This window comes from Prevotella sp. P5-92 (assembly GCF_002251245.1).
GTDB lineage: Bacteria > Bacteroidota > Bacteroidia > Bacteroidales > Bacteroidaceae > Prevotella.
The window spans coordinates 31392-54274 of sequence record NZ_NPJG01000123.1; the positions used below are offsets into that span (position 1 = coordinate 31392).

19 protein-coding genes and 1 tRNA gene are annotated in these 22883 nt (G+C 45.9%); 16 read left to right on the plus strand and 4 right to left on the minus strand.

Annotated features, from left to right (window positions below; all coding sequences use genetic code 11):
* The first annotated feature begins 105 nt into the window (after positions 1 to 105).
* The 6 genes from CIK99_RS12400 (at position 106) to CIK99_RS12425 (ending at position 5895) form a co-directional block, all read left to right on the plus strand.
* The gene (locus tag CIK99_RS12400) at positions 106 to 711 is read left to right on the plus strand and encodes an FKBP-type peptidyl-prolyl cis-trans isomerase (protein ID WP_094381805.1); all 606 of its coding nucleotides are present in this window, start codon (positions 106 to 108) and stop codon (positions 709 to 711) included.
* A 34-nt stretch (positions 712 to 745) separates the two neighbouring features.
* A complete protein-coding gene (locus tag CIK99_RS12405) occupies positions 746 to 1618 on the plus strand; it encodes an FKBP-type peptidyl-prolyl cis-trans isomerase (protein ID WP_094381806.1) in 873 nt (290 codons plus the stop codon).
* Between the two features lie 11 nt (positions 1619 to 1629).
* The gene (locus CIK99_RS12410) at positions 1630 to 2526 is read left to right on the plus strand and encodes an FKBP-type peptidyl-prolyl cis-trans isomerase (RefSeq protein WP_158215985.1); all 897 of its coding nucleotides are present in this window, start codon (positions 1630 to 1632) and stop codon (positions 2524 to 2526) included.
* 99 nt (positions 2527 to 2625) lie between these two features.
* Positions 2626 to 3090, plus strand: a complete 465-nt coding sequence (locus tag CIK99_RS12415) for an Lrp/AsnC family transcriptional regulator (protein WP_094381808.1) — start codon at positions 2626 to 2628, stop codon at positions 3088 to 3090.
* Between the two features lie 4 nt (positions 3091 to 3094).
* Complete coding sequence (locus CIK99_RS12420) at positions 3095 to 4870, plus strand: membrane dipeptidase (protein WP_094381809.1); 1776 nt, start codon at positions 3095 to 3097, stop codon at positions 4868 to 4870.
* A gap of 32 nt (positions 4871 to 4902) precedes the next feature.
* Positions 4903 to 5895: a M28 family peptidase gene (locus tag CIK99_RS12425; RefSeq protein ID WP_094381845.1), complete on the plus strand. Its 993-nt coding sequence runs from the start codon at positions 4903 to 4905 to the stop codon at positions 5893 to 5895.
* 205 nt (positions 5896 to 6100) lie between these two features.
* On the opposite strand, the gene CIK99_RS12430 is transcribed toward CIK99_RS12425, so the two are convergent.
* Positions 6101 to 6733, minus strand: a complete 633-nt coding sequence (locus CIK99_RS12430; protein ID WP_094381810.1) for a DUF4294 domain-containing protein — start codon at positions 6731 to 6733, stop codon at positions 6101 to 6103.
* Between the two features lie 122 nt (positions 6734 to 6855).
* On the opposite strand from CIK99_RS12430, the gene CIK99_RS12435 reads away from it, so the two are divergent.
* Positions 6856 to 7917 (plus strand): C1 family peptidase, encoded by a 1062-nt coding sequence (locus tag CIK99_RS12435; protein ID WP_094381811.1) that lies wholly within the window; start codon positions 6856 to 6858, stop codon positions 7915 to 7917.
* Between the two features lie 3 nt (positions 7918 to 7920).
* Here CIK99_RS12435 and priA read toward each other — a convergent pair whose 3' ends face one another.
* Both priA and CIK99_RS12445 read right to left on the minus strand, forming a co-directional pair.
* Positions 7921 to 10215 carry a primosomal protein N' gene (gene priA, locus CIK99_RS12440; protein WP_094381812.1) on the minus strand — a complete coding sequence of 765 codons (2295 nt, stop codon included), beginning with the start codon at positions 10213 to 10215 and terminating at the stop codon, positions 7921 to 7923.
* Positions 10216 to 10227: 12 nt separating this feature from the next.
* A tRNA-Arg gene (locus CIK99_RS12445) sits at positions 10228 to 10299 on the minus strand.
* Between the two features lie 263 nt (positions 10300 to 10562).
* Here CIK99_RS12445 and CIK99_RS12450 point away from each other — a divergent pair.
* The 4 genes from CIK99_RS12450 to CIK99_RS12465 all read left to right on the plus strand — a co-directional run bounded on the left by CIK99_RS12450 (position 10563) and on the right by CIK99_RS12465 (position 14573).
* Positions 10563 to 12539 carry an OPT family oligopeptide transporter gene (locus CIK99_RS12450; RefSeq protein ID WP_094381813.1) on the plus strand — a complete coding sequence of 659 codons (1977 nt, stop codon included), beginning with the start codon at positions 10563 to 10565 and terminating at the stop codon, positions 12537 to 12539.
* 9 nt (positions 12540 to 12548) lie between these two features.
* A complete protein-coding gene (locus tag CIK99_RS12455) occupies positions 12549 to 13172 on the plus strand; it encodes a flavodoxin family protein (protein ID WP_094381814.1) in 624 nt (207 codons plus the stop codon).
* 197 nt (positions 13173 to 13369) lie between these two features.
* A complete protein-coding gene (locus CIK99_RS12460; RefSeq protein ID WP_094381815.1) occupies positions 13370 to 13600 on the plus strand; it encodes a hypothetical protein in 231 nt (76 codons plus the stop codon).
* A gap of 124 nt (positions 13601 to 13724) precedes the next feature.
* Positions 13725 to 14573 (plus strand): OmpA family protein, encoded by an 849-nt coding sequence (locus CIK99_RS12465; RefSeq protein WP_094381816.1) that lies wholly within the window; start codon positions 13725 to 13727, stop codon positions 14571 to 14573.
* A 1-nt stretch (position 14574) separates the two neighbouring features.
* Here CIK99_RS12465 and CIK99_RS12470 read toward each other — a convergent pair whose 3' ends face one another.
* Complete coding sequence (locus tag CIK99_RS12470; protein ID WP_094381817.1) at positions 14575 to 15084, minus strand: gamma carbonic anhydrase family protein; 510 nt, start codon at positions 15082 to 15084, stop codon at positions 14575 to 14577.
* Positions 15085 to 15346: 262 nt separating this feature from the next.
* Between CIK99_RS12470 and CIK99_RS12475 the strand changes: the two genes are divergently transcribed.
* The 5 genes from CIK99_RS12475 to CIK99_RS12495 all read left to right on the plus strand — a co-directional run bounded on the left by CIK99_RS12475 (position 15347) and on the right by CIK99_RS12495 (position 22874).
* Positions 15347 to 17197: a 2-oxoacid:acceptor oxidoreductase subunit alpha gene (locus CIK99_RS12475; RefSeq protein WP_094381818.1), complete on the plus strand. Its 1851-nt coding sequence runs from the start codon at positions 15347 to 15349 to the stop codon at positions 17195 to 17197.
* Positions 17198 to 17214: 17 nt separating this feature from the next.
* A complete protein-coding gene (locus CIK99_RS12480) occupies positions 17215 to 18219 on the plus strand; it encodes a 2-oxoacid:ferredoxin oxidoreductase subunit beta (protein ID WP_094381819.1) in 1005 nt (334 codons plus the stop codon).
* A gap of 409 nt (positions 18220 to 18628) precedes the next feature.
* The gene (gene pckA, locus CIK99_RS12485; RefSeq protein ID WP_094381820.1) at positions 18629 to 20230 is read left to right on the plus strand and encodes a phosphoenolpyruvate carboxykinase (ATP); all 1602 of its coding nucleotides are present in this window, start codon (positions 18629 to 18631) and stop codon (positions 20228 to 20230) included.
* 560 nt (positions 20231 to 20790) lie between these two features.
* Complete coding sequence (locus CIK99_RS12490; RefSeq protein WP_144007995.1) at positions 20791 to 22188, plus strand: DUF6242 domain-containing protein; 1398 nt, start codon at positions 20791 to 20793, stop codon at positions 22186 to 22188.
* A gap of 5 nt (positions 22189 to 22193) precedes the next feature.
* Complete coding sequence (locus CIK99_RS12495; RefSeq protein ID WP_094381822.1) at positions 22194 to 22874, plus strand: DUF6089 family protein; 681 nt, start codon at positions 22194 to 22196, stop codon at positions 22872 to 22874.
* Positions 22875 to 22883 lie beyond the last annotated feature (9 nt).

The window sequence follows — 22883 nt, forward strand, 5'->3', positions numbered from 1 at the left end:
ATGTACAAAAATACTAATTTTTATCGAAATAACAAGAGGAAATAAAAAAAAAGTGGTATCTTTGCACGTTTTTTAGAATATAACACATTATATAAGAAGAAGAAAATGGACAAATTAAGCTATGCTTTAGGCTTGGGCATCGGTCGTCAATTGGCACAAATGGGCGCCAACGACTTGAGTATCGATGACTTCGCCGCCGCAATCAAGGACGTGGTAGCAGGTAACGAACTGAAGATGTCAAACCACGAGGCACAGAATATCGTGCAAGACTATTTCGCTAAGCAGGAACAGAAGATTCAGGCCGAAATGGCAGAGAAGGGCAAGGCTGCTAAAGAGGCTGGCGAGAAGTATCTTGCCGAGAACGCAAAGAAAGAAGGTGTAGTGACCACCAAGAGCGGACTTCAATACCAGGTGCTGAAGGAAGGCAACGGCCGCAAGCCAAAAGCCACCGACAGCGTGAAGTGCCACTACGAAGGATTCCTCATCGACGGCACTCTGTTTGACAGTAGCGTACAGCGTGGCGAGCCAGCCACCTTCGGCCTCCAGCAGGTGATAGCCGGATGGACAGAAGGTCTCCAGCTGATGCAGGAAGGAGCAAAATACCGCTTCTTCATACCTTATCTCCTGGGCTACGGAGAGAGCGGTGCCGGACAGACTATCCCTCCATTCTCCACCCTCATCTTCGACGTTGAGCTTATCGAAGTAAAATAAGACAATCAAGAATAAAACAAAAATAATAAAGAAAATGAAGAAATTAACATTCATGGCCGCATCGGCCATCGCCGCAATGTCAATCATGTCGTGCGGCAACTCGACTCCTAAGGCAAACCTCAAGAGCGATGTTGACTCAATGAGCTACGCCATCGGTATGGCTCAGACACAGGGTCTGAAGGAATATCTCGTAGGACGCATGGGTGTTGACACAACCTACATGAAGGAGTTTATCAAGGGTCTGAACGAGGGTGCAAACGCTGGCGACGACAAGAAGAAAGCCGCTTACTATGCTGGTATCCAGATTGGTCAGCAGATAAGCAACCAGATGGTTATGGGCATCAACCACGAAGTGTTTGGCGACGACTCTACAAAGACCATCTCGCTGAAGAACTTCATGGCAGGTTTCGTTTCTGGCGTTACTGGCAAGAATGGTATCATGACTGTTCAGGAGGCTGGCATGATGGCACAGACAAAGATGCAGCAGCTGAAAGCTAAGACCATGGAAGCCAAGTATGGCGACAATAAGAAGAAGGGCGAGGAGTTTATGGCTGCCAACAAGAGCAAGGAAGGCATCAAGACTCTGCCAAGCGGCGTTCAGTACAAGGTGATCAAGGAAGGCAATGGTCCTATCCCAGCCGACACCTCAATGGTATCTTGCAACTACGAGGGTCGCACCATCGACGGCAAGGTGTTTGACAGCTCTTACAAGCGCAACCAGCCTCTCAAGCTCCGCTGCAACCAGACCATCAAGGGATGGACAGACGCTATGGTTCACATGCCTGTAGGCTCTGTTTGGGAAGTGTATATCCCACAGGAACTGGCTTACGGCGAGCGTGAGCAGGGCGACATCAAGCCATTCTCTGTTCTCATCTTTAAGATTGAACTTCTTGGAATCGAGAAATAATGAGACACAGTATGAAGATAATTGCACTCGCCATGATCATGGCGGGTGCATTTTGCGTTGAAGGGTACGCAGGGAAGAAAAAGACCAAAACCCCTAAGGCAGTGAAGAACGCCGTAGTGATGAACAGCGAGTCAGACACGCTGAGCTACGTTGCCGGCATGAGCATGACCAAAGGACTCGTGCCTTTCCTGCAGCAGTCGTTAGGCATCGACACAGCTTATATGGCAGACTTCATCAGCGGATTTGAAGAAGCTATTGCCTCGGCCGATAGCCCTCAGTATAAAGCCTATTCGGCAGGTATGGACATTGCAAAACAACTGAAGGAAAGAATGCTCGCCGGCATAGCTCGCGAACTGAAAGACTCGCCCGACTCGCTCGTGGAGAGCATCGCCATAAGAGGCTTCGTGGATGCCCTCAACGGCGACACTACTATGTATAAGGTGGAAAACGCCGAACTTCTCTTCAAAGACATGATGACAGAGGCCAAGGAAGCGAAGATTGAAAAGCTCTACGGGCCAAACCGCCGCGCAGGAGAGACTTTCCTTGCCGAAAACGCGAAGAAAGACAGCGTACACACCACAGCCAGCGGACTGCAGTATAAGGTCATCGTCGAAGGCACTGGCGAGAAACCAAAAGCCACCGACCGCGTGAAGGTGAACTACGAGGGACGCCTGGTAGATGGAACCGTCTTCGACTCTTCGGCAAAACACGGTGACAAACCTGTGGAATTTGCAGCAAACCAGGTGATAACCGGATGGACCGAAGCCCTTACACTCATGCCAGTGGGCAGTAAGTGGGAGCTGTACATCCCCTACAACCTTGCTTATGGCGAGCGCGATTCCGGCATGATAAAGCCTTATAGTGCGCTCATTTTCACGGTTGAACTTATTGAAATTGTGAAAAAATAGTCATTTTGTATATTTTTTGCAATTTTTTCTTGACTAATTCAATAAAAAGCATTACTTTTGCTGACAATTTGCAAACATACCGATAAAAGTTGAGAAAAAATGGAGAAAATAGACAACCTGGACAAGAAGATATTGAGAATATTGTCTAAAAACGCAAGGATTCCATTCAAGGATGTAGCCGCTGAATGTAACGTATCTCGTGCAGCCATTCACCAACGCGTACAACATCTCATCGAAGGCAATGTCATCATGGGAAGCGGGTTTGACGTAAATCCTAAGTCGCTTGGCTACTCTACTTGCACTTACGTAGGCATCACACTCGAAAGAGGTAGCATGTACAAGGACGTAGTTGAAAGACTTCAACATATTCCAGAAATCGTTGAGTGTCACTTCACTACCGGACCTTACACCATGCTCGTGAAACTATATGCCAGAGACAACGAACAGCTGATGCACCTGCTGAACGGACAACTACAAGACATTCCCGGCGTTGTAGCTACCGAGACACTTATATCTCTTGAACAAAGCATAAAAAGGGAAATAGACGTGAAAGTGGACGAATAATCTCATGGACAACAAATTCGACTGGGAGAACATATTAAACAATGTATATGACCGATTTCCGGAAGCCAAAAGGCAACCGGTAATCGGCATTACTGCTAATTATGCAGATGGCGAACAACGCCTGAGTCAATACTATTACAAGGCGGTAATCAAAGCCGGCGGAGTGCCAATCGTCATACCGCCAACTGACGACACCGACGTCATTATCAACACCCTCGAACATATCGACGGACTGCTGCTTAGCGGCGGCGGAGACTATAACCCGCTATTCTGCGGAGAGGAACCCTCTACCCTACTACACACCATCAATAGCGAACGCGACCTGCCCGAACTACTCATCACAAGACTGGCCTTCAACCGACAGATACCTATGCTTGGCATCTGTCGAGGCATCCAGACTCTTGCTATGGCCCTTGGCGGACATGTGGAACAAGACATCAGCCACCATGCTAACCTCATAAAACACAGTCAGGACGCAGCGCGAAGCGAAGCCACACACACCATCGACATCTATCCCGACTCCATCTTGCACGACATTTACAAGCAAGACCGCCTGCCTGTCAACTCCTTTCACCATCAGGCAGTTGACAACCCCGGCATACGCTTCAAGGTCGCGGCAAAATCAAAAGACGGCATCATCGAAGCCATAGAAAGCTGCGAATATAAACCCATTTTAGGCGTACAATGGCATCCGGAATGTATGGAAGAGGGATTGCCGTTATTTAAGTGGCTCATAAAACAAGCATCGCTATACGACGAAACCAAACTCCTTCATCACAAGATACTTACTCTCGACACACACTGCGACACGCCGATGCTCTTCCCGCAAGGCATAAGCTTCGACAGACGCGAACCGAAGGCACTTGTCGATCTTGAGAAGATGACAGAAGGACGACTTGACGCAACGATCATGGTGGCGTATCTTCCACAACCAAAAATGGGCGAGAGCTTCTCGTCGATAGTGAGAAAGATGTACCCCTCTGACGAGAGTATGAGAAATGCCACACCAATGGACTATGCCAACATGATTTTCGACCGTATAGAAAACATTGTGGCACAACGTAAGGAATATATAAGCATCGCACGCACACCAAGAGAACTATATGAAGACAAACGCCACGGCAGAAAATCGATAATGCTCGGCATAGAGAACGCCCTCGCCATCAACGGCGACCCACAAAACATAAAACACTTTGCACAACGAGGAGTGGTGTATATCACCCTCTGCCATAATGGCGACAACGACATCTGCGACAGTGCCAAGGGTTGTAACACACACAACGGCATAAGCCGACTGGGAGAAAAGGTGATAGGCGAGATGAACCGCCTTGGCATCATGACCGACTTGAGTCATGCTGGAGAGAAAAGCTTCTACGACGCCCTGGAAATAAGCCGCCTGCCTATAGTGTGCAGCCACAGCAGCTGCAAGGCTCTGTGCGACCACCCAAGAAACCTCACCGACGACCAGATGCGGCAACTGGCAAAACACGGAGGAGTGGCTCAGATAACACTCTACCCAGGATTCCTGCGCACCGACGGGGAGGCAACAGTTATCGACGCCCTGAGACATCTCGAACATGCCATCAGCATTATGGGCATAGAACACGTGGGACTGGGCACCGACTTTGACGGCGACGGCGGAGTAAAAGGCATTGCCAACGCATCGGAGATATTAAACTTCACACGACATCTGCTGTCACGACGCTACAATGCTCAAGATATACAGCTCATCATGGGAGGAAACTTCATGAGGGTAATGGCAGAAATACAAAAAAGATAATAGTCATGAAAAGATACATTAACAAAGGAATCATGAAGAAAAACCTCGTTCTTACATTGATGGCACTACTGCTGTTATCATGCGGAAACTCAAAACAAACGACCTTGAGCAAAGAGACCGATGCCAACAATGTCGTGGTGGGACCAGAATTCTCGGCAGACAGCGCCTACGCTTACTGCAAGGCACAGTGCGACTTCGGACCACGCACCATGAACAGCGAGGCACACGACAAGTGCGGACAATGGATTGCCGACAAGTTCAGGGAGTTTGGACTCGAAGTGACGGAACAGAAGACGACACTAAAGGGATATGACGGTACACCGCTACGTTCTACAAATATCATAGCCTCACACAATACTCAGGCCACAGACCGCATCCTTCTCTGCGCACACTGGGACACCCGGCCATGGGCTGACAACGATGCCGACAGCGCCAACTGGAGAAAACCCGTCATGGGGGCAAACGATGGCGCATCGGGAGTAGCCGTCATGCTCGAACTGGCACGTCTCATAGGCCGCGACGACAGTCTTGCCATTGGCATCGACTTCGTATGCTTCGACGCTGAAGACTGGGGCGTACCTCAGTGGAGCGACGCCGCTGATGACGGCAACTCGTGGGCTCTTGGAGCACAGTATTGGGCGGAGAATCCTCACAAGAAAGGATACAAGGCACGATTTGGCATACTGCTCGACATGGTGGGAGGCGCAGGCGCCACATTCTCACACGAAGGCATGTCGAAACACTATGCCAAGGATATCGTAGAGAAGGTATGGAAAGCCGCACATGTGATAGGCCACTCGTCGATGTTTCCAAATAACGACGGCGGCATGATCACCGACGACCACATCCCTGTGAACGAGAAGCTGAAAATACCTACCATCGATATCATTCCCTATTTTGAGTCGTGTCCGCAAAGTTCGTTTGGACCTACGTGGCACACTATAAACGACACGATGGAGAACATCGACGCCTCCACCCTGAAAGCCGTTGGCCAGACCGTCATACAAGTGATTTATAGCGAATAGGAAAGACTTTCGATACGCAAACGTTTACGGCTATTTTTTTGCAAAATATGTATGATAGTTCGTATAATAATCGTACCTTTGCACTCGAAAGACAAACTATCCTACATACAATGCTCAAGAATGTCGTGAGACATGAAGAGTAGCATACAATATTTTAATGAGAAAGAAATTGGTTACGTGTATGAAGCCGGCTCGTTGTAGAATCCTACAACTGGCCGGCTTCGACCATAAGAACCACCCGCTCAGTCAACCTGTCTGTACCTTCCGGGTCGTATCCTTTTTTTAGATTTGCACCGAAACACCAGGCAAAAGCCTGCCAAAAGCCAGCCCTTACAGGTCCTAACACCGCTTTCACAATGTCGTAAGACGATGTGTCGCACTCCCTGTGTATAAGCTTTATCAGCAACTTACCTTGGGAATATGTGAGTTTTTTCATTCGTGGCTTATACTCCTTTACTATACACTTCTCTACAAGCTTAAGATGCTCGTCGCGGGCTTTCTTGTTGGGCAATGTCTCTAAATACTCGCATGTCTCTATAATGATATGGTTGGCCTCTTTGGCAATGGGAAGCACCTTCTTCACATTTCTCACCAGTCGCAGATATGCATTGAGATTCTTCTTGCTGTCGAAAGCCAATTGTGGATATACATAGACGTTGCTCATCTCCATATATGGTATGCTGTCGCCCTGGTCTATCACCTTCGACACCTTTACCGTAGGCACAAAAGAGGGATTGTCCACAGCCTCCGAGATGTCGTCGCCCTGCGGATTGTCTGTCTGTGCATCCATAGCAGTGGAGCACAACATCAGCAACATAAAAAACACTACTTTCTTCATTTCGAGCGCAAAAGTAATGATAAAATCTGAAATAATATCAAATATGCCGATAATTTAACTCATTTTATTTTGTCTCATCGGTTCGTTTTATTACTTTTGCACAACAAAAACTGCAGAACGACATGACAAAAAGAATCATATACTTCACCCTTGCGGCTTATGCTTTGATGGTTTTGACAATGGCTTGCGGCAAACGACAACAAAAAAACACGCATAGCTACAGCTTCACCATCGACGTCATCAACGGATACACGCCAGTGAAAAACCAAGGACTGGGACGCACTTGCTGGATATACGCTATGTTGGCCACGATAGAGACAGACAGAATAACACTGGGCGACTCGGTAAACCTGTCTGCCGACTATACTGTACGCCGACTGATGGAAGAACAATACAACAGGGCTGTGCTCACTGGCGGGACAGAAAAAGTGTGGGACAGCGGTACTGCACCAGACTTGCTACGCCTTATCGACTTGTATGGCGCAATGCCGTTCAACAGCTATTGTTCTTCAAAACAGACTGACGATAGCGCGGCTGACTCTCACTCGCTGGCAGCAAAGACCATGGCCATCGCCCGGAAAGCCATAAACAGCAAGGCTGACCCTGAAAAGTATTTCAGTCTTCTATCCACTCTCCTCGACAGTAGCCTCGGCTCTCTCCCACCCCATGTGTATATGCTTGGAGCACAATACACTCCCGAAGAATTCGGACGTAGCGTGGCACTGTCGTCAGACTACGAAGCACTTACCAGTTTCGCTCATCATCATTACAACACATACGTTGACCTTGAACTGCCAGACAACAGGCATCACAACATGTTTTTCAATGTAACCCTCGACTCGCTCGTTTGTCGCATCAGACAAGCAGTAACCAAAGGGTACGGCGTCTGCTGGGAAGGCGACATAAGCGAACCAGGATTCTCGTTTCGTCGGGGAGTGGCAGTAATGCCGAAAGACAGTCCCACACCAACCGACATGTTGCGCAAGAAGGAATTCCTCTGTCGCCACACTACCGACGACCACTGTATGGCAATAATCGGCATGGCCCACGACAAGCAAGGCCAGACATTTTATATAATGAAAAACTCGTGGGGTAGGTCAAATGCCCATAAAGGTCTCATCTACATGTCGGAAGACTATCTGAGGATGAAGACAATAGCCATAGTGACAAAGAGAGATAGATAAGGCTTACAAAGGATCGACATCATAGTATGCGGTAAGTGTAGAGAAACGCTTGTCGGACAATAGTGTCGTACGGGCTTTGGCAAGATATTGGCGCACCATCTTCATGTCGATACCATTCTCGAGCTTTATCATTATCATGCGTATATTGAGTTTGTTCACCTTTCCTATCTCAGGTTTGGCAGGACCCTGTATGCGTTCGCCAAACCACTGTTTGAGCCAACTTGCCAGCGTCAGCGACGCTTGTTCCACAATTTCGTTTTGCGTGTGTTTGAGATAGACATAGATAAGTTTATAGAACGGCGGATAATGAAACCTCAGACGTTCCGAGAGCTGGCTATTATAGAAACCCGTATAATCGCCACATACCACCTGATGTATGATGGGCAGCTGGGGGGAATGGGTCTGAAGAACCACGAGGCCTTGCTTTCCCCTACGTCCGGCTCGTCCACCCACCTGTGACATCATCATAAAAGCATGTTCATAAGCACGGAAATCGGGATAGTTAAGCATATTATCGGCATTAAGTATCCCCACGACGCTAACATTGCCAAAGTCAAGTCCTTTGGTTACCATCTGCGTGCCTATCAGAATATTGGTACGACCGTCTGAGAAGTCGCGAATGATACGCTCATAGGCATGTCTTGTACGTGTGGTGTCAAGATCCATGCGTGCTATGCGTGCATCGGGAAAGGCCTCGTGAAGCGCATCCTCTATGCGCTCTGTACCGCTGCCTTTCGGACGCAGTTCTTTACAACCGCAGGCTGGACACACCTCGGGTATAGAGTATGCCGCTCCACAATAGTGACACGACAGCAGTCCCGCGGTGCGATGAAGCGTAAGACTCACGTCGCAATGGTTACACCTTGGAGTCCATCCACAATGTTTGCATTCCACCATAGGGGCATAGCCACGGCGATTTTGGAACACAATGGCCTGTTTGCCTTTTTCCAGAGCCTGTCTTATCCTCGACAACAACAAAGGCGAGAACATCCCAACCATCATCTTCCGTTTTTTCAGATCTTTCAGGTCAACCACTTCGGTCTCAGGCATCTCTACACCACTGTATCGTGTAGTAAGACTCACGAGACCATACTTTCCTGTTGTTGCATTACGATAGGTCTCTATACAAGGCGTAGCTGTTCCGAGAAGTGTCTTTGCTCCTGTCATCTGTGCCAACACCAATGCCACGCTGCGTGCATGGTACCGCGGAGCGGGATCTTGTTGTTTATAACTCGTCTCGTGTTCTTCGTCGATTATTACGAGACCGAGTTTTTTAAAAGGCAACAGCACAGCCGAGCGGGCACCGAGAATTACGTCATATGGTGAGTCGGAGAGTTGTTTTTGCCATATCTCCACACGTTCTGCATCAGAATATTTGGAATGGTAAATGCCGAGTCTTCTGCCAAACACCTTCTTCAACCTTGTCATTATCTGCACCGTCAGCGCTATTTCAGGCAATAGGTATAATACCTGACGGCCGCGGTCTATCTCTTGTTGAATAAGGTGAATGTATATTTCGGTTTTTCCACTTGAAGTCACTCCATGCAACAGTACAACATTCTTCTGCATCATCTGACTGACAATACTATCGTAGGCAAAATGTTGTGCTTGGCTCAAAGGAGCAATCCTCTCCGGGTTGGGTTGCCCGCCATCGTTTAGTCGTCCCACCTCCTTCTCGTATGTAGTGAGCAGCCCTCTTTTCACAAGAGCCGTAACGTTGGCAAGAGTTTGAGAGGAGGCATTGAGCAGTTCGTCGCGTGTTATCTCCACCACGCCTTCTATATTTTGCATGTCGTCTCCTTCCGAAGTATTGCCACAACAGGAGTCCCAATGCGACATTTGCAGATAACATGTGAAGACGTCGAGTTGTTTCTTCGACTTCTTCAGCATATTAAGGGCAATATGTAGGGCTGGCTCACTTCTGAATGGAGGAGCAAGAGTGACATATAGTTCGGTGGAAGGCTTATAGCCGTCTTCTGTCTTCAGTCCTGACGGAAGAGCGGCCTTGTAGATGTCGCCCATTGGAGCGAGGTAATAATCGGAAATCCATTGCCAAAGTCTCATCTGCAACTCGTCCACTACAGGCCTGGTGTCAAGTTGTTGTTTCAATGGTTTTACTATATATCCCTGAGGCTTATTCTCATGTACATTAGCTACGAGACCAACGTATGTCTTGGTTTTGCCAAAAGGCACCACCACACGACATCCCTTCAGTCCTTCTGTGTCTATTGACTCAGGGACAGAATAAGTAAAAAAGCCTTCAAGGGGCAAAGGAAGGATAATGTCGGCGTATTTCATTTTTTCTTATCGTATCCCGACCGGGAATCGAACCCGGATCTACTCTTTAGGAGAGAGTTGTTCTATCCATTGAACTATCAGGACGCATGAAATAAATCGTTTTCGGGTGCAAAGGTAATGCAAAAAATCGATTTAGCGAAAGAAAAGAGAATATATTTTCTATTTTGAGCATAAGAATTTCGTCTATTTTGAGGGAAATACAAAATTAAAAGGAAAAAAACTTTTATTTTTGTTTGTTTTGCATTACCTTTGCATAATGTAAACGACATCTCGGCAAAACAATCAAGCAAGCTTGTTGATTTTGCTCTCGATTTGCATTACCCTTGCAAAAAAATACAAAACGATAAATGGAAGAAATGAACAACATCCAGTTGCCCGAGAATGCATTCCGGGAACTAAGAGAGGGCGAACATTATCAGCCGATAATGGACCCAAAGAAGAACTATTCAGAAGTCAATGCATGGTCGGTCACATGGGGAGTACTGATGGCTATGCTTTTCTCGGCAGCCGCTGCTTATCTCGGTTTGAGGGTAGGTCAGGTGTTTGAGGCCGCGATACCTATAGCCATCATCGCGGTAGGCATGTCAACGGCAGCGAAGCGCAAGAACGCTCTCGGTGAGAATGTCATCATTCAGAGTATCGGAGCCTGTTCAGGAGCTGTTGTGGCTGGAGCTATATTCACCCTTCCCGCCATTTACATTCTCCAAGCAAAGTATCCGGAAATGAGTGCTTCGTTTCTCAAGATATTCATTGCCTCGCTACTTGGAGGCATAATAGGCATATTGTTTCTTATCCCTTTCAGAAAGTATTTCGTTAGCAATATGCATGGTAAGTATCCTTTCCCTGAAGCTACCGCTACCACACAGGTTCTCGTAAGCGGAGCTAAGGGAGGAGCACAGGCCAAGCCGTTGCTTTTGGCAGGCGCCATTGGCGGTATTTATGATTTCATCGTCAGCACATTCGGATGGTGGAACGAGAACTTCACAACACGTTGTTTCGAACTGGGTTCGCAGCTTGCAGACAAGGCAAAACTGGTGTTCAAAATCAACACTGGAGCTGCCGTCCTTGGCTTAGGTTATATCATTGGCCTTAAGTATGCATTCATAATATGCGTTGGTTCGCTTGCTGTATGGTGGTTGATAGTGCCGGGCATGTCGTTGTTCTTTGGCGACATGGTGCTCAACCAATGGGATCCGTCTATTACGGCTACCGTAGGCGAGATGAGTCCTGAAGAGATATTCCGCTCATACGGTAAGAGTATAGGCATTGGCGGCATTGCCATGGCGGGAATAATTGGCATCATCAAGTCGTGGGGCATAATAAAGAGCGCTGTAGGTCTTGCCGCTCGCGAGATGAAGGGCAAGGACACCACCTCAAAAGAAGAGTTGCGCACCCAACGAGACATCTCGTTTAAGGTCATTGCCATAGGCTCGGTTATCACCATTGCATTGATATTCCTCTTCTTCTGGTTTGGAGTGATGGAAGGCAACTTGCTATTTGCAGTTGTTGGTATAGTGCTCGTAGCTGTCATCGCATTCCTTTTCACCACCGTTGCAGCCAACGCCATTGCCATCGTAGGCACCAACCCTGTCTCTGGAATGACTCTTATGACCCTTATCCTTGCCTCTGTTGTGATGGTGGCAGTAGGCATGAAAGGAACAGGAGGCATGGTAGCTGCACTAATCATGGGAGGCGTGGTTTGTACTGCACTGTCTATGGCTGGCGCATTCATCACCGACCTTAAGATCGGCTACTGGCTGGGCACCACACCAAAGAAACAAGAGTCGTGGAAATTCCTCGGCACTCTTGTCTCCGCTGCCACTGTCGGTGGAGTGATGATGTTGCTCAACGAGACTTACGGCTTTGCATCAGGACAGTTGGCAGCTCCGCAGGCAAATGCCATGGCTGCTGTTATCGACCCTCTGATGAACGGCATCGGTGCGCCATGGTTGCTCTATGGCATCGGAGCCGTACTCGCTATTGTCCTTACCTTGTTAAGAATTCCCGCATTGGCATTTGCTCTCGGCATGTTTATCCCTATGGAACTCAACATACCTCTACTTGTGGGCGGAGCCATCAACTGGTATGTCACCACCCGCTCAAAAGACTCTTCCACAAACAGCGAGCGTGGCGAAAAAGGCAATCTCTTGGCTTCAGGATTCATTGCCGGAGGAGCTCTGATGGGTGTGCTTAGTGCTCTCCTGCGCTTTGCCGGAGTGTCGTTCAACTACTCAGAATGGTGGGCAAACCCGATGAGCGAGATTTGTTCTATAGCCGCTTACATTCTCCTTATATTATATTTCGTAAAAGCAACAAAAAAATAAGATATTACAATGAAAGTATTATTGGTTAACGGTAGCCAACACAATAACGGCTGCACGCATACTGCACTGCAGGAGATAGCTGACGAACTGCAGCGTCTGGGCATTGAAACTGAAGAATTCTGGTGTGGCAACAAGGCAATAATGGGCTGTATAGGATGCGGTCATTGCACAGAGACAAAACGTTGTTGGAACGACAAAGACACCGTAAACGACTTCCTTGAAAAAGTGGCAGAGACAGATGCATTTGTATTTGGCACACCTGTTCATTTTGCTGGCACATCTGGGTTCATAAAGCCATTTATGGATAGGGCTTTCTGCTCTAAGGCTTCACTGTTTTTCAACAAACCGGCAGCAGCCATAGTAAGCTGTCGTCGTGGAGGTGCTCAGGGAGCCTTTGAAGACATGAACCGCTACTTTACCATCGCTTGTATGCCTGTTGTGTCGTCAAAATACTGGAACGAGGTACACGGCAACACACCCGACGAGGTGAGACAAGACCTCGAAGGTATGCAGACAATGCGTCAGTTGGCACGTAATATGGCATGGATATTAAAATGTATCGAGGCTGGACGAAACGCAGGCGTACAACTACCTGAACATGAGATTCCGGTGAAAACAAACTTCATAAGATAGTACATTTGGAACACCGAGGTTACAATTTGTCATATAAAACATTAAAGTGAGGTTAAAATATAAAAAATATTAGGTGTTTATATTGCAACCAATAAGAAAAATGCCTATATTTGCACTGCATAATAAAAACCACTTTAATATAATACGGCACTATGAATTGTAACTTGCAAACTATCCAAAAATGCCTTGATGACTATATGTCAAGAAATGGCAAAACAAAAATCGGCGATATTGAAGCTAACAGAGCGTTGGCCATTGCCGGAGTAATGAACGACGACCAGGCTCACCCAGGACGACCACTGAGAGAACTGCTAAGAAACATGCGAGACACCAATGTTCTTCCACAGAACATCAGGCAGCTTTATGGCACGTGGACAATAAAACATTCCAAGACCATAGCCAAGGTGCTTCAGATTCTACAGTTCTGACAACACCAAAAGTGTAAAACAACAATAAAAAGGCGGCTTATACGTTAATTACAGTTAAGCCGCCCTTACTTCTTCTTTAGATAAACGTCTTAAATACGCAAACATATTGAAAATAGATATTATTATGAACAAGAGTGTAATTATCATTTCGCTGTCGGCTGTACTCTTCATGAGCAGCTGCGCAAGCAAGAAAGATTTGGAAAATTGCCAAAATGAGAACAAAGAGCTCACACGTAATTATCAAGATGCCAAGGAGATGCTGGCTGCCAACAAAGCACGTATCGCTTCGCTTGAAGACCAACTGGCTCAGCAGAAGAAGGACTATGCAGCACTACAGAACTCACTCGACAAGAGTCTCAGTAATGCAAGCCAAAACAATGTGAGCATAGAAAAACTCGTTGACCAGATTAACGAGTCAAACCAGTATATACGCCACCTCGTTGAAGTGAAGAGCAAGAGCGACTCGCTGAATATGGTACTCACCAACAACCTCACTCGCTCGCTGAGCAAAGAGGAAATGAAAGAAGTGGATGTACAGGTGCTGAAGGGTGTAGTATATATATCACTCGCAGACAACATGCTCTACAAGAGCGGTTCTTACGAAATCAACGACCGCGCCGCTGAAACACTAAGCAAGATCGCAAAAATCATCAAGGATTACAAAGACTACGATGTGCTTATAGAAGGTAATACCGACAACGTGCCCGTTAACACAACTGCTGCCTCGATGAAGAACATACGCAACAACTGGGACCTCTCGTGCCTTCGTGCCTCAAGTGTGGTTCAAGCACTGCAGAACGAGTATGGTGTAGATCCTAAGCGTCTGACAGCAGGAGGACGTGGCGAATACAACCCTCTCACCAACAACAGCACCGAGGTAGGAAAGCAGCGTAACCGTCGTACTCAGATTATCATCACTCCAAAACTCGACCAGTTTATGGACTTGATAGACAAGGCACCGGAGGCGGAGTAAATTACTCCTCCTCCAAGTACCACTTGGAATACTCTACATAGTGGCGGCCGAAGTTCTCCGCTTGATCAGTACGCGTATGCTTGATAAACTTTGCAGGTACACCTCCCCATAGTTCATGAGCACCAATCTTCGTGTTTTGCAATACAAGAGCTCCTGCCGCTACTACTGCTCCCTCGCCAATGTCACAATGGTCGAGCAACGTAGCACCCATACCTATCAAAGCACCATCTCGGATGGTACAAGCATGCACAGTGGCATTATGACCTATGGTAACATCATTGCCTATTACAGTTGGCCCGGTGGTATTGGTTACATGAATACAAGAACCGTCCTGTACATTGGTGCGATTGCCTATGGTGATAGGAGCCACATCGCCACGTACAACAGCGTTAAACCATATTGAACACTCATCGCCCATCGTAACTTCACCTACGATAGTGGCATTTTCGCTGAAATAACAGTCACGACCCCATTTGGGTGTAAGACCTTTTATTGATTTTATTAAAGCCATAAAATTATTGGTTGTTATTGTTTTTGTTTTGCAAAGGTAATACATTATTTACATAAAAACAAATAATTCACCAAAAATAACATTTACATTATCATTATGTCACCAATAATCCTAAAAATAGCATAATAATGCAACTAAAACCGATTTTTTTGATAATTTATGTCATTTATGAAAGATTTTTGGTAAAACATTTGGTTATTTCAACAAAGCTTCCTAAATTTGCACCCAAAATTCAGAACAAAGAATTAAATTTGCAAACGCTATGGCAGAAAAAATGGAAGTAAAGGAGCTCGACCAAGTGGTCGTACGCTTCTCAGGAGACTCCGGCGACGGAATGCAGTTGGCCGGAAACATCTTCTCTACGGTATCGGCTACTGTAGGTAATGGTATTTCTACATTCCCCGACTATCCAGCAGACATTCGCGCCCCGCAAGGATCGCTTACTGGTGTATCGGGATTTCAAGTACATATCGGAGCTGGACGTGTATATACTCCAGGCGACAAGTGTGATGTGCTCGTGGCAATGAACGCTGCCGCATTAAAGACACAATACAAATATGCCAAACCTCAAGCCACTATCATCATTGACACTGACAGCTTCGGACCAAAGGATCTTGAAAAGGCAAACTTCAAGACAGAGGACTACCTCGGAGAGATGGGTATCGACTCTGACCGTGTCGTTCAGTGTCCTCTTACAAAGATGGTGAAAGACTGCCTTGCCGACAGTGGTATGGACAACAAGGCCATTCTCAAGTGCCGCAATATGTTTGCCTTAGGTATCGTATGTTGGCTTTTCAACAGAGATCTAAACCTCGTTGCAAACTTCCTTCGCGAGAAATTTGCCAAAAAACCACAGCTAGCGGAAAACAATATCAAAGTCGTACAGGCGGGATATGACTACGGACACAACACCCACGCAAGCGTACCAGCTACATACCGCATAGAATCCACCACAAAGGAAAAGGGACGCTATATGGATATCACTGGTAACAAAGCTACGGCATACGGACTTATTGCAGCAGCAGAGAAGGCTGGGCTCAAGCTATTCCTTGGCTCGTATCCTATAACTCCCGCTACCGATATACTCCACGAGTTGTCAAAACACAAGTCGTGCGGCGTAATCACCGTTCAGTGCGAGGATGAAATTTCTGGATGTGCAAGTGCCGTAGGTGCATCATTCGCAGGTGCACTCGCAGCTACATCCACCTCTGGACCTGGAGTATGCTTGAAGTCAGAGGCGATAAACCTTGCCGTAATTGACGAACTGCCATTGGTAATCGTTGACGTGCAACGAGGCGGTCCTTCTACCGGTCTGCCCACAAAGAGCGAACAGACCGACCTTCTCCAGGCTCTCTATGGACGAAACGGCGAAAGCCCAATGCCAGTAATCGCCGCGACAAGTCCTACAGACTGTTTCGACGCCGCATATCAAGCAGCGAAAATTGCCCTTGAACATCTCACTCCTGTGATGCTCCTTACAGACGCTTTCATCGCAAACGGTTCAGCAGCATGGAAACTGCCAAACATCGCAGATCTCGATGCAATAAACCCACACTATGTCAAGCCAGAACAAAAAGGATGCTATACGCCATACGAGCGTGATCCAGAATCGTTGGTACGCTATTGGGCTATACCAGGTCAAGAAGGCTACACACACATCCTCGGCGGTCTGGAAAAGGACGGCAAGACAGGTGCCATATCTACTGAACCAGAGAATCACAACGAGATGTGCCATCTCCGCGCAGAGAAGGTTGCACGCATACCTGTTCCTGATGTAGAGGTTTATGGCGACAAAAACGATGCCGACCTCCTGTTAGTCGGTTTCGGCAGCACATTTGGTCATCTCTACAGCGCAATGGAAGAACTTCAGAAAGAAGGCAAGAAAGTTGCTTTAGCACAGTTTAAGTACATCAATCCACTGCCAAAAAATACAGCGGAAGTGCTTACAAAATACAAAAAGGTAGTAGTGGCGGAGCAAAATCTCGGACAGTTTGCCGCATTCCTGAGAAGCAAAGTTGACAATTTCGCACCTTATCAGTTCAACGAAGTTAAGGGTCAGCCATTTGTCGTAACAGAACTTGTCGCAAGTTTTAAGGAGATATTGGAAAAATAATAAAAAAGAAGTAAACAATGGAATATACAGCACAAGATTATAAAAAAGGACAGCCACGTTGGTGTCCTGGATGTGGTGACCACTTTTTCCTCGCCTCCTTGCACAAGGCAATGGCAGAGTGTGGTGTTGCACCTTACGAGACTGCCGTGATTTCAGGTATTGGATGTTCAAGTCGTCTGCCATACTATGTAAATACATATGCCATGCAGACCATACACGGTCGTGCAGCTGCCATCTCAACTGGCGCAAAGGTAGCCAATCCGAAGTTGACCGTATGGCAGATAAGCGGTGACGGCGATGGTCTTGCTATCGGCGGCAACCACTTCATTCACGCCATGCGACGCAATATTGATCTCAACATGATACTGCTCAACAATCGTATCTACGGACTTACCAAGGGACAATACTCTCCAACCTCACCTCGAGGATTCGTCAGCAAGTCAAGTCCTTACGGTACTGTTGAAGACCCATTCCGTCCAGCTGAGCTTTGCTTCGGTGCACGAGGTCATTTCTTTGCACGCTCAGTAGCTACAGATGCCCCAGAAACAGTAGAAATCCTGAAAGCAGCATATAAGCACAAGGGTGCATCTGTTTGTGAAATTCTCCAAAACTGTGTCATCTTCAACAACGGATGCTACGACCCGGTATATAATAAGGAAGGACGCAAGAAGAATGCCATTTATGTAAAGCACGGACAACCTCTTATCTTCGGCGAGAACAACGAATACGGACTGGTTCAGGAGGGATTCGGACTCAAGGTGGTGAAGATCGGAGAAAACGGAATCACAGAAAAAGACATCCTGGTACACGACGCACATTGCGAAGACAACACCCTCCAGCTAAAGTTGGCCATGATGGACAACGAACATGGATACCCTATAGCTCTCGGCATTATTCGCGATGTTGAAGCTCCTACATACGACGAAGCTGTAAACCAGCAGATTGAAGATGTGAAAGCACAAAAGAAATATCATAACTTTATGGAGCTTCTTGAGACAAACGACACGTGGGAAGTGAAGTAGTCTAGCTCAAAAAGTCTGTTTTTGTAGCAAAAACAAATAAGATTTCAATATTAATTTATTAAAGTTCATTGTCCCAAATAGTGGGCAATGAACTTTAATAGTATAATTCACTTAGTAATATCCACGACTAATATAGTAAGGTGAAATCAACATAAGCAAAGACGACAACAGAGTAGCAGAAGTGATAAAAAGACTTGATTTTTGCAAACTATAAATTACAAAAACGTTTCCATATTGTTATTTTTTGATTACTTTAACGAAAAAAGAATTACTATTTGAAAAATTATGGCCTCAATATTTTGTAATAAGGAGAAATATTACTACCTTTGCGCTCGAAAAAAAGGGTGTCTAAATCCCAATAGGTAATAGAAGAAAGAGTATTCACAACTAAAATTCATAAATATAAAAAATGGCAAACTTAGATTTGACAAAGTATGGCATCACTGGTTCAACAGTGATCGCGCACAATCCTTCTTACGAACAGTTGTTCGAAGAGGAAACAAAGGCAGGACTTGAGGGTTATGAGGTTGGCAAGAACACTGAACTTGGTGCTGTCAACGTAATGACTGGTATTTACACTGGACGTTCACCTAAGGACAAGTACATCGTCATGGACGAGAACTCAAAGGACACTGTATGGTGGACAACTGAAGAATATAAGAACGACAACCACCCAATGTCTGAGGAAGTTTGGGCAACAGTTAAGGATCTTGCTGTTAAGGAACTTTGCAACAAGAACCTCTATGTTGTTGACGCATTCTGCGGAGCAAACAAGGACACTCGTATGGCAGTTCGCTTTATCGTTGAGGTAGCATGGCAGGCACACTTCGTGACCAATATGTTCATCCAGCCAACAGCAGAGGAGCTCGAGAGCTTCGAGCCAAACTTCGTTATCTACAACGCTTCGAAGGCAAAGGTAGAGAACTACAAGGAGCTTGGTCTTAACTCTGAGACTTGCGTTGCATTCAACGTTACAAGCCGTGAGCAGGTTATCATCAACACATGGTACGGCGGTGAGATGAAGAAGGGTATGTTCTCTATGATGAACTACTACCTCCCACTCCAGGGCATCGCTTCTATGCACTGCTCTGCAAACTGCGACATGAACGGTGAGAATACAGCTATCTTCTTCGGTCTCTCTGGTACAGGTAAGACCACTTTGTCAACAGATCCAAAGCGCCGCCTTATTGGTGACGACGAGCACGGATGGGACGACAATGGCGTGTTTAACTTCGAAGGTGGCTGCTACGCTAAGGTTATCAACCTCTCTAAGGAGAACGAGCCAGACATCTATGGTGCCATCAAGCGTAACGCCCTTCTTGAGAACGTTACAGTAGCAGAGGATGGTAAGATTGACTTCAACGACAAGAGCGTTACAGAGAACACTCGCGTATCTTATCCAATCAATCACATCAACAACATCCAGCCAGGTTCATCAGCTCCAGCTGCAAAGAACGTTATCTTCCTTTCAGCTGACGCATTCGGAGTACTTCCTCCAGTATCTATCCTGACACCTGCACAGACTCAGTACTACTTCCTCTCTGGCTTCACAGCAAAGCTTGCGGGAACAGAGCGCGGCATCACAGAGCCAACACCAACATTCTCTGCTTGCTTCGGTCAGGCATTCCTCGAGCTGCATCCAACAAAATATGCTGAGGAACTCGTGAAGAAGATGGAGAAGAGCGGCGCTAAGGCTTACCTCGTTAATACAGGTTGGAACGGAACAGGCAAGCGCATCTCTATTCCAGATACACGTGGTATCATCGACGCAATCCTCGATGGTTCAATCCTGAAGGCAGAAACAAAGAAGATCCCAATGTTCGACTTTGAGGTACCAACATCTCTGCCAAACGTAAATCCTGCTATCCTCGACCCACGCGACACTTACGAGTGCGCATGCAAGTGGGAGGAGAAGGCTAAAGATCTCGCAGCACGCTTCATCAAGAACTTCGCTAAGTACACTACTAACGAAGCAGGCAAGGCCCTCGTTGCAGCAGGTCCACAGCTCTAAGAAGCTTATTGTCTGGCAACAGACTAACATTTGAGTCATAACACTCTAATATATCTTTGTTATTAGCTCTGCTGGCAAGTGACTTGTCGGCAGAGCTTGCTTTATATATGGTTTTGACCTACGTCAAAAAAATCCATTTTATAATTCGATTGTCACAAGTATTTTCCTTATTATTATAAAAAGGGACTACCTTTGCACACGTATTCAAGGATAAAAACAACAACAAAGAAGAAAGAATCATGATGATGGATATACAGATGGCAGTAATAACTGCAACAACATTAGGTATGATGGCTATAGGAATATTTACCCTTAAGCATACCAATGTACACTGAAAAAAATAAAAAGTGAGCGGCAATGTCCGCTCTTTTTTATTTTGTTCTTCTGAGCACTATTATGACAAAAAAAGAAGTGAAAAAAGAGTAAAAAAAGGTCATTTTCAACAAATATCGCATAAAAAGCGACTTTTTATCATATATTTAACTTAATATAAAGTAAGAAGTTGCAGATATTTGAAGAAAACTAAGTAAATTTGCACCTAAAAATAAAAATAATAATTGATGAGAAGATTTTTCCGTCCATTTTGTCTGCTTTTTACAGCAGCAATGTTCATGGCTTCATGCCTTAACTCAGATAACGACACCGTCACTTATTACGACGATGCCGCAATTACAGCATTCTCTCTTTCAAATGCAAAAATCACACGCCATACAAAATCTTCAACAGGTGAAGACTCGACATACATCGAGATAAGTAGCAATGTGGCAAACTATCCTTTTGTCATCGACCAGATAAAAGGAGAGATATACAATGTTGACTCACTACCTCTGGGCACAGACCCAACAAAGATACTCTGCAACTACTCAACCAAGAACAATAGCTATGCAGGAATAAAGTCACTGAAAAGCGATTCAATAGCCTACTTCAACACAGCAGACAGCATTGACTTTTCAAGTCCAAGGGAAGTAAGCGTGTATTCGTCAAGCGGAGTAAACGTGAAAAAATACAAGATAACTGTCAATATCCATAAAGAAAAAGCCGACTCATTCGTATGGAAACAAATGCCAGATAGCCGTGAACTTGCCTCGCTCCAAGACATGAAAGCATATAATCTCAACGGAGAGATTGTCGTGTTAGGCACAGACGGACAAAAAACAAGAGTACTTACAATTAACGCCTCGAACGGAAGGACATTCACTGATACAGGTATCACACTCGAAACAAACAGTTATAACAATGCTGTGGTATTCAACAATGAGCTATATGTGATAGACAACGGAACACTAAAGACATCGAAAGATGCCAAAAGCTATGACATCGTGACCGACAGTCCGGAAGTAATACAGTTGTTGGCAGCAAGCAGTAAAGCCATTTACGGCAAGACGGCAGAAAACATTATCTTCTATTCAACAGACAAAGGAAAGACATGGATCGAAGATACGATGGACTCAGATGGCAAGAATCTTCCTACAGAAGACATTTCCTATACTTGTTATCAATACGGGAAAAACAAAGACGAAGAGACCATCGTTCTGTTCGGAATACGTCCCGAGATATCAACTATGGACAACACCGCCACCATATGGAGAAAGATAATCGAAAACAACGATTACAGCGAGGGTAACGAATGGACATACATAAACTATGACAGTAAGAGCAAAAAGACATTGCCACGTCTCGAAAATCTCAATGTAGTGAGACATAATGACATGCTTATGGCACTGGGAGGAAAGGGACTCGACGGATGTTATGTTGGAGCCTTCTCGAAGATATACATTAGTTATGATCATGGATATTCATGGAACAGTCTTGACTATATCACCTATCCATATGGATTTGACAAAAGTGCTTCAGCTGTATCTGTTTGCACAGATTCAGACAATTATATATGGATAATGCTCAACCATACAGGACAAGTATGGAAAGGGCGAATAAACAAAATGTCGTGGAATAGATAAACAGAATGAGAATTTGGATACTAACCATACTGCTGCTGGCAGCCCATGTAACAATGGCACAAGACGAACCAGAATACAAGATGGAGATAGGTGCCGGCACAGGACTTGCCAGTTATCAAGGAGACCTTAACGGTAGTCTGACGGCAAACATGCAACCTATGGCGGTAGTATCAGCGAGACTCAAACCCAATCCGAGGATGGCATGGGCACTGGAAATAGGCTACATACCAATAAAAGGTAAATACGACCGTCAGTCAACATACTATCCGATGCTATCGTCCACCCAAGAGTCGTTCAGCAACAGCGTTGTTGACATTGGAGGACGCTATGAATACAATTTCTGGCCATACGGCACAGGAAGAGAATACAAAGGAGCAAAAAGACTTGTACCATACATAACAGGAGGCATTGGCTTGACAATAGCCAGCACAGTGGGAGGAAGTGTGATAGCCACCAATCTCCCGTTGGGAGCAGGAATAAAATACAAAATAGCACCACGGCTGAACCTGAATGCTGCATGGATAATGCACTTCACCACAAGCGACAACATCGATGGAGTATATGATCCTTACGGCATAAAAAGCAGTGGAATATTTAAGAACAAAGACAGTTATAGCATGCTACAAATAGCGTTAACATACGACATTTGGGCGAAATGCAGAACCTGTCATAACGACGACTTTTAAATAAAAAAA

Excerpts from the sequence above, each read along its gene's own strand:
- CIK99_RS12400 (WP_094381805.1), top strand. The coding sequence starts at position 106 with ATGGACAAATTAAGCTATGCTTTAGGCTTGGGCATCGGTCGTCAATTG.
- CIK99_RS12405 (WP_094381806.1), top strand. The coding sequence starts at position 746 with ATGAAGAAATTAACATTCATGGCCGCATCGGCCATCGCCGCAATGTCA.
- CIK99_RS12410 (WP_158215985.1), top strand. The coding sequence starts at position 1,630 with ATGAAGATAATTGCACTCGCCATGATCATGGCGGGTGCATTTTGCGTT.
- CIK99_RS12415 (WP_094381808.1), top strand. The coding sequence starts at position 2,626 with ATGGAGAAAATAGACAACCTGGACAAGAAGATATTGAGAATATTGTCT.
- CIK99_RS12420 (WP_094381809.1), top strand. The coding sequence starts at position 3,095 with ATGGACAACAAATTCGACTGGGAGAACATATTAAACAATGTATATGAC.
- CIK99_RS12425 (WP_094381845.1), top strand. The coding sequence starts at position 4,903 with ATGAAGAAAAACCTCGTTCTTACATTGATGGCACTACTGCTGTTATCA.
- CIK99_RS12430 (WP_094381810.1), bottom strand. The coding sequence starts at position 6,733 with ATGAAGAAAGTAGTGTTTTTTATGTTGCTGATGTTGTGCTCCACTGCT.
- CIK99_RS12435 (WP_094381811.1), top strand. The coding sequence starts at position 6,856 with ATGACAAAAAGAATCATATACTTCACCCTTGCGGCTTATGCTTTGATG.
- priA (WP_094381812.1), bottom strand. The coding sequence starts at position 10,215 with ATGAAATACGCCGACATTATCCTTCCTTTGCCCCTTGAAGGCTTTTTT.
- CIK99_RS12450 (WP_094381813.1), top strand. The coding sequence starts at position 10,563 with ATGGAAGAAATGAACAACATCCAGTTGCCCGAGAATGCATTCCGGGAA.
- CIK99_RS12455 (WP_094381814.1), top strand. The coding sequence starts at position 12,549 with ATGAAAGTATTATTGGTTAACGGTAGCCAACACAATAACGGCTGCACG.
- CIK99_RS12460 (WP_094381815.1), top strand. The coding sequence starts at position 13,370 with ATGTCAAGAAATGGCAAAACAAAAATCGGCGATATTGAAGCTAACAGA.
- CIK99_RS12465 (WP_094381816.1), top strand. The coding sequence starts at position 13,725 with ATGAACAAGAGTGTAATTATCATTTCGCTGTCGGCTGTACTCTTCATG.
- CIK99_RS12470 (WP_094381817.1), bottom strand. The coding sequence starts at position 15,084 with ATGGCTTTAATAAAATCAATAAAAGGTCTTACACCCAAATGGGGTCGT.
- CIK99_RS12475 (WP_094381818.1), top strand. The coding sequence starts at position 15,347 with ATGGCAGAAAAAATGGAAGTAAAGGAGCTCGACCAAGTGGTCGTACGC.
- CIK99_RS12480 (WP_094381819.1), top strand. The coding sequence starts at position 17,215 with ATGGAATATACAGCACAAGATTATAAAAAAGGACAGCCACGTTGGTGT.
- pckA (WP_094381820.1), top strand. The coding sequence starts at position 18,629 with ATGGCAAACTTAGATTTGACAAAGTATGGCATCACTGGTTCAACAGTG.
- CIK99_RS12490 (WP_144007995.1), top strand. The coding sequence starts at position 20,791 with ATGAGAAGATTTTTCCGTCCATTTTGTCTGCTTTTTACAGCAGCAATG.
- CIK99_RS12495 (WP_094381822.1), top strand. The coding sequence starts at position 22,194 with ATGAGAATTTGGATACTAACCATACTGCTGCTGGCAGCCCATGTAACA.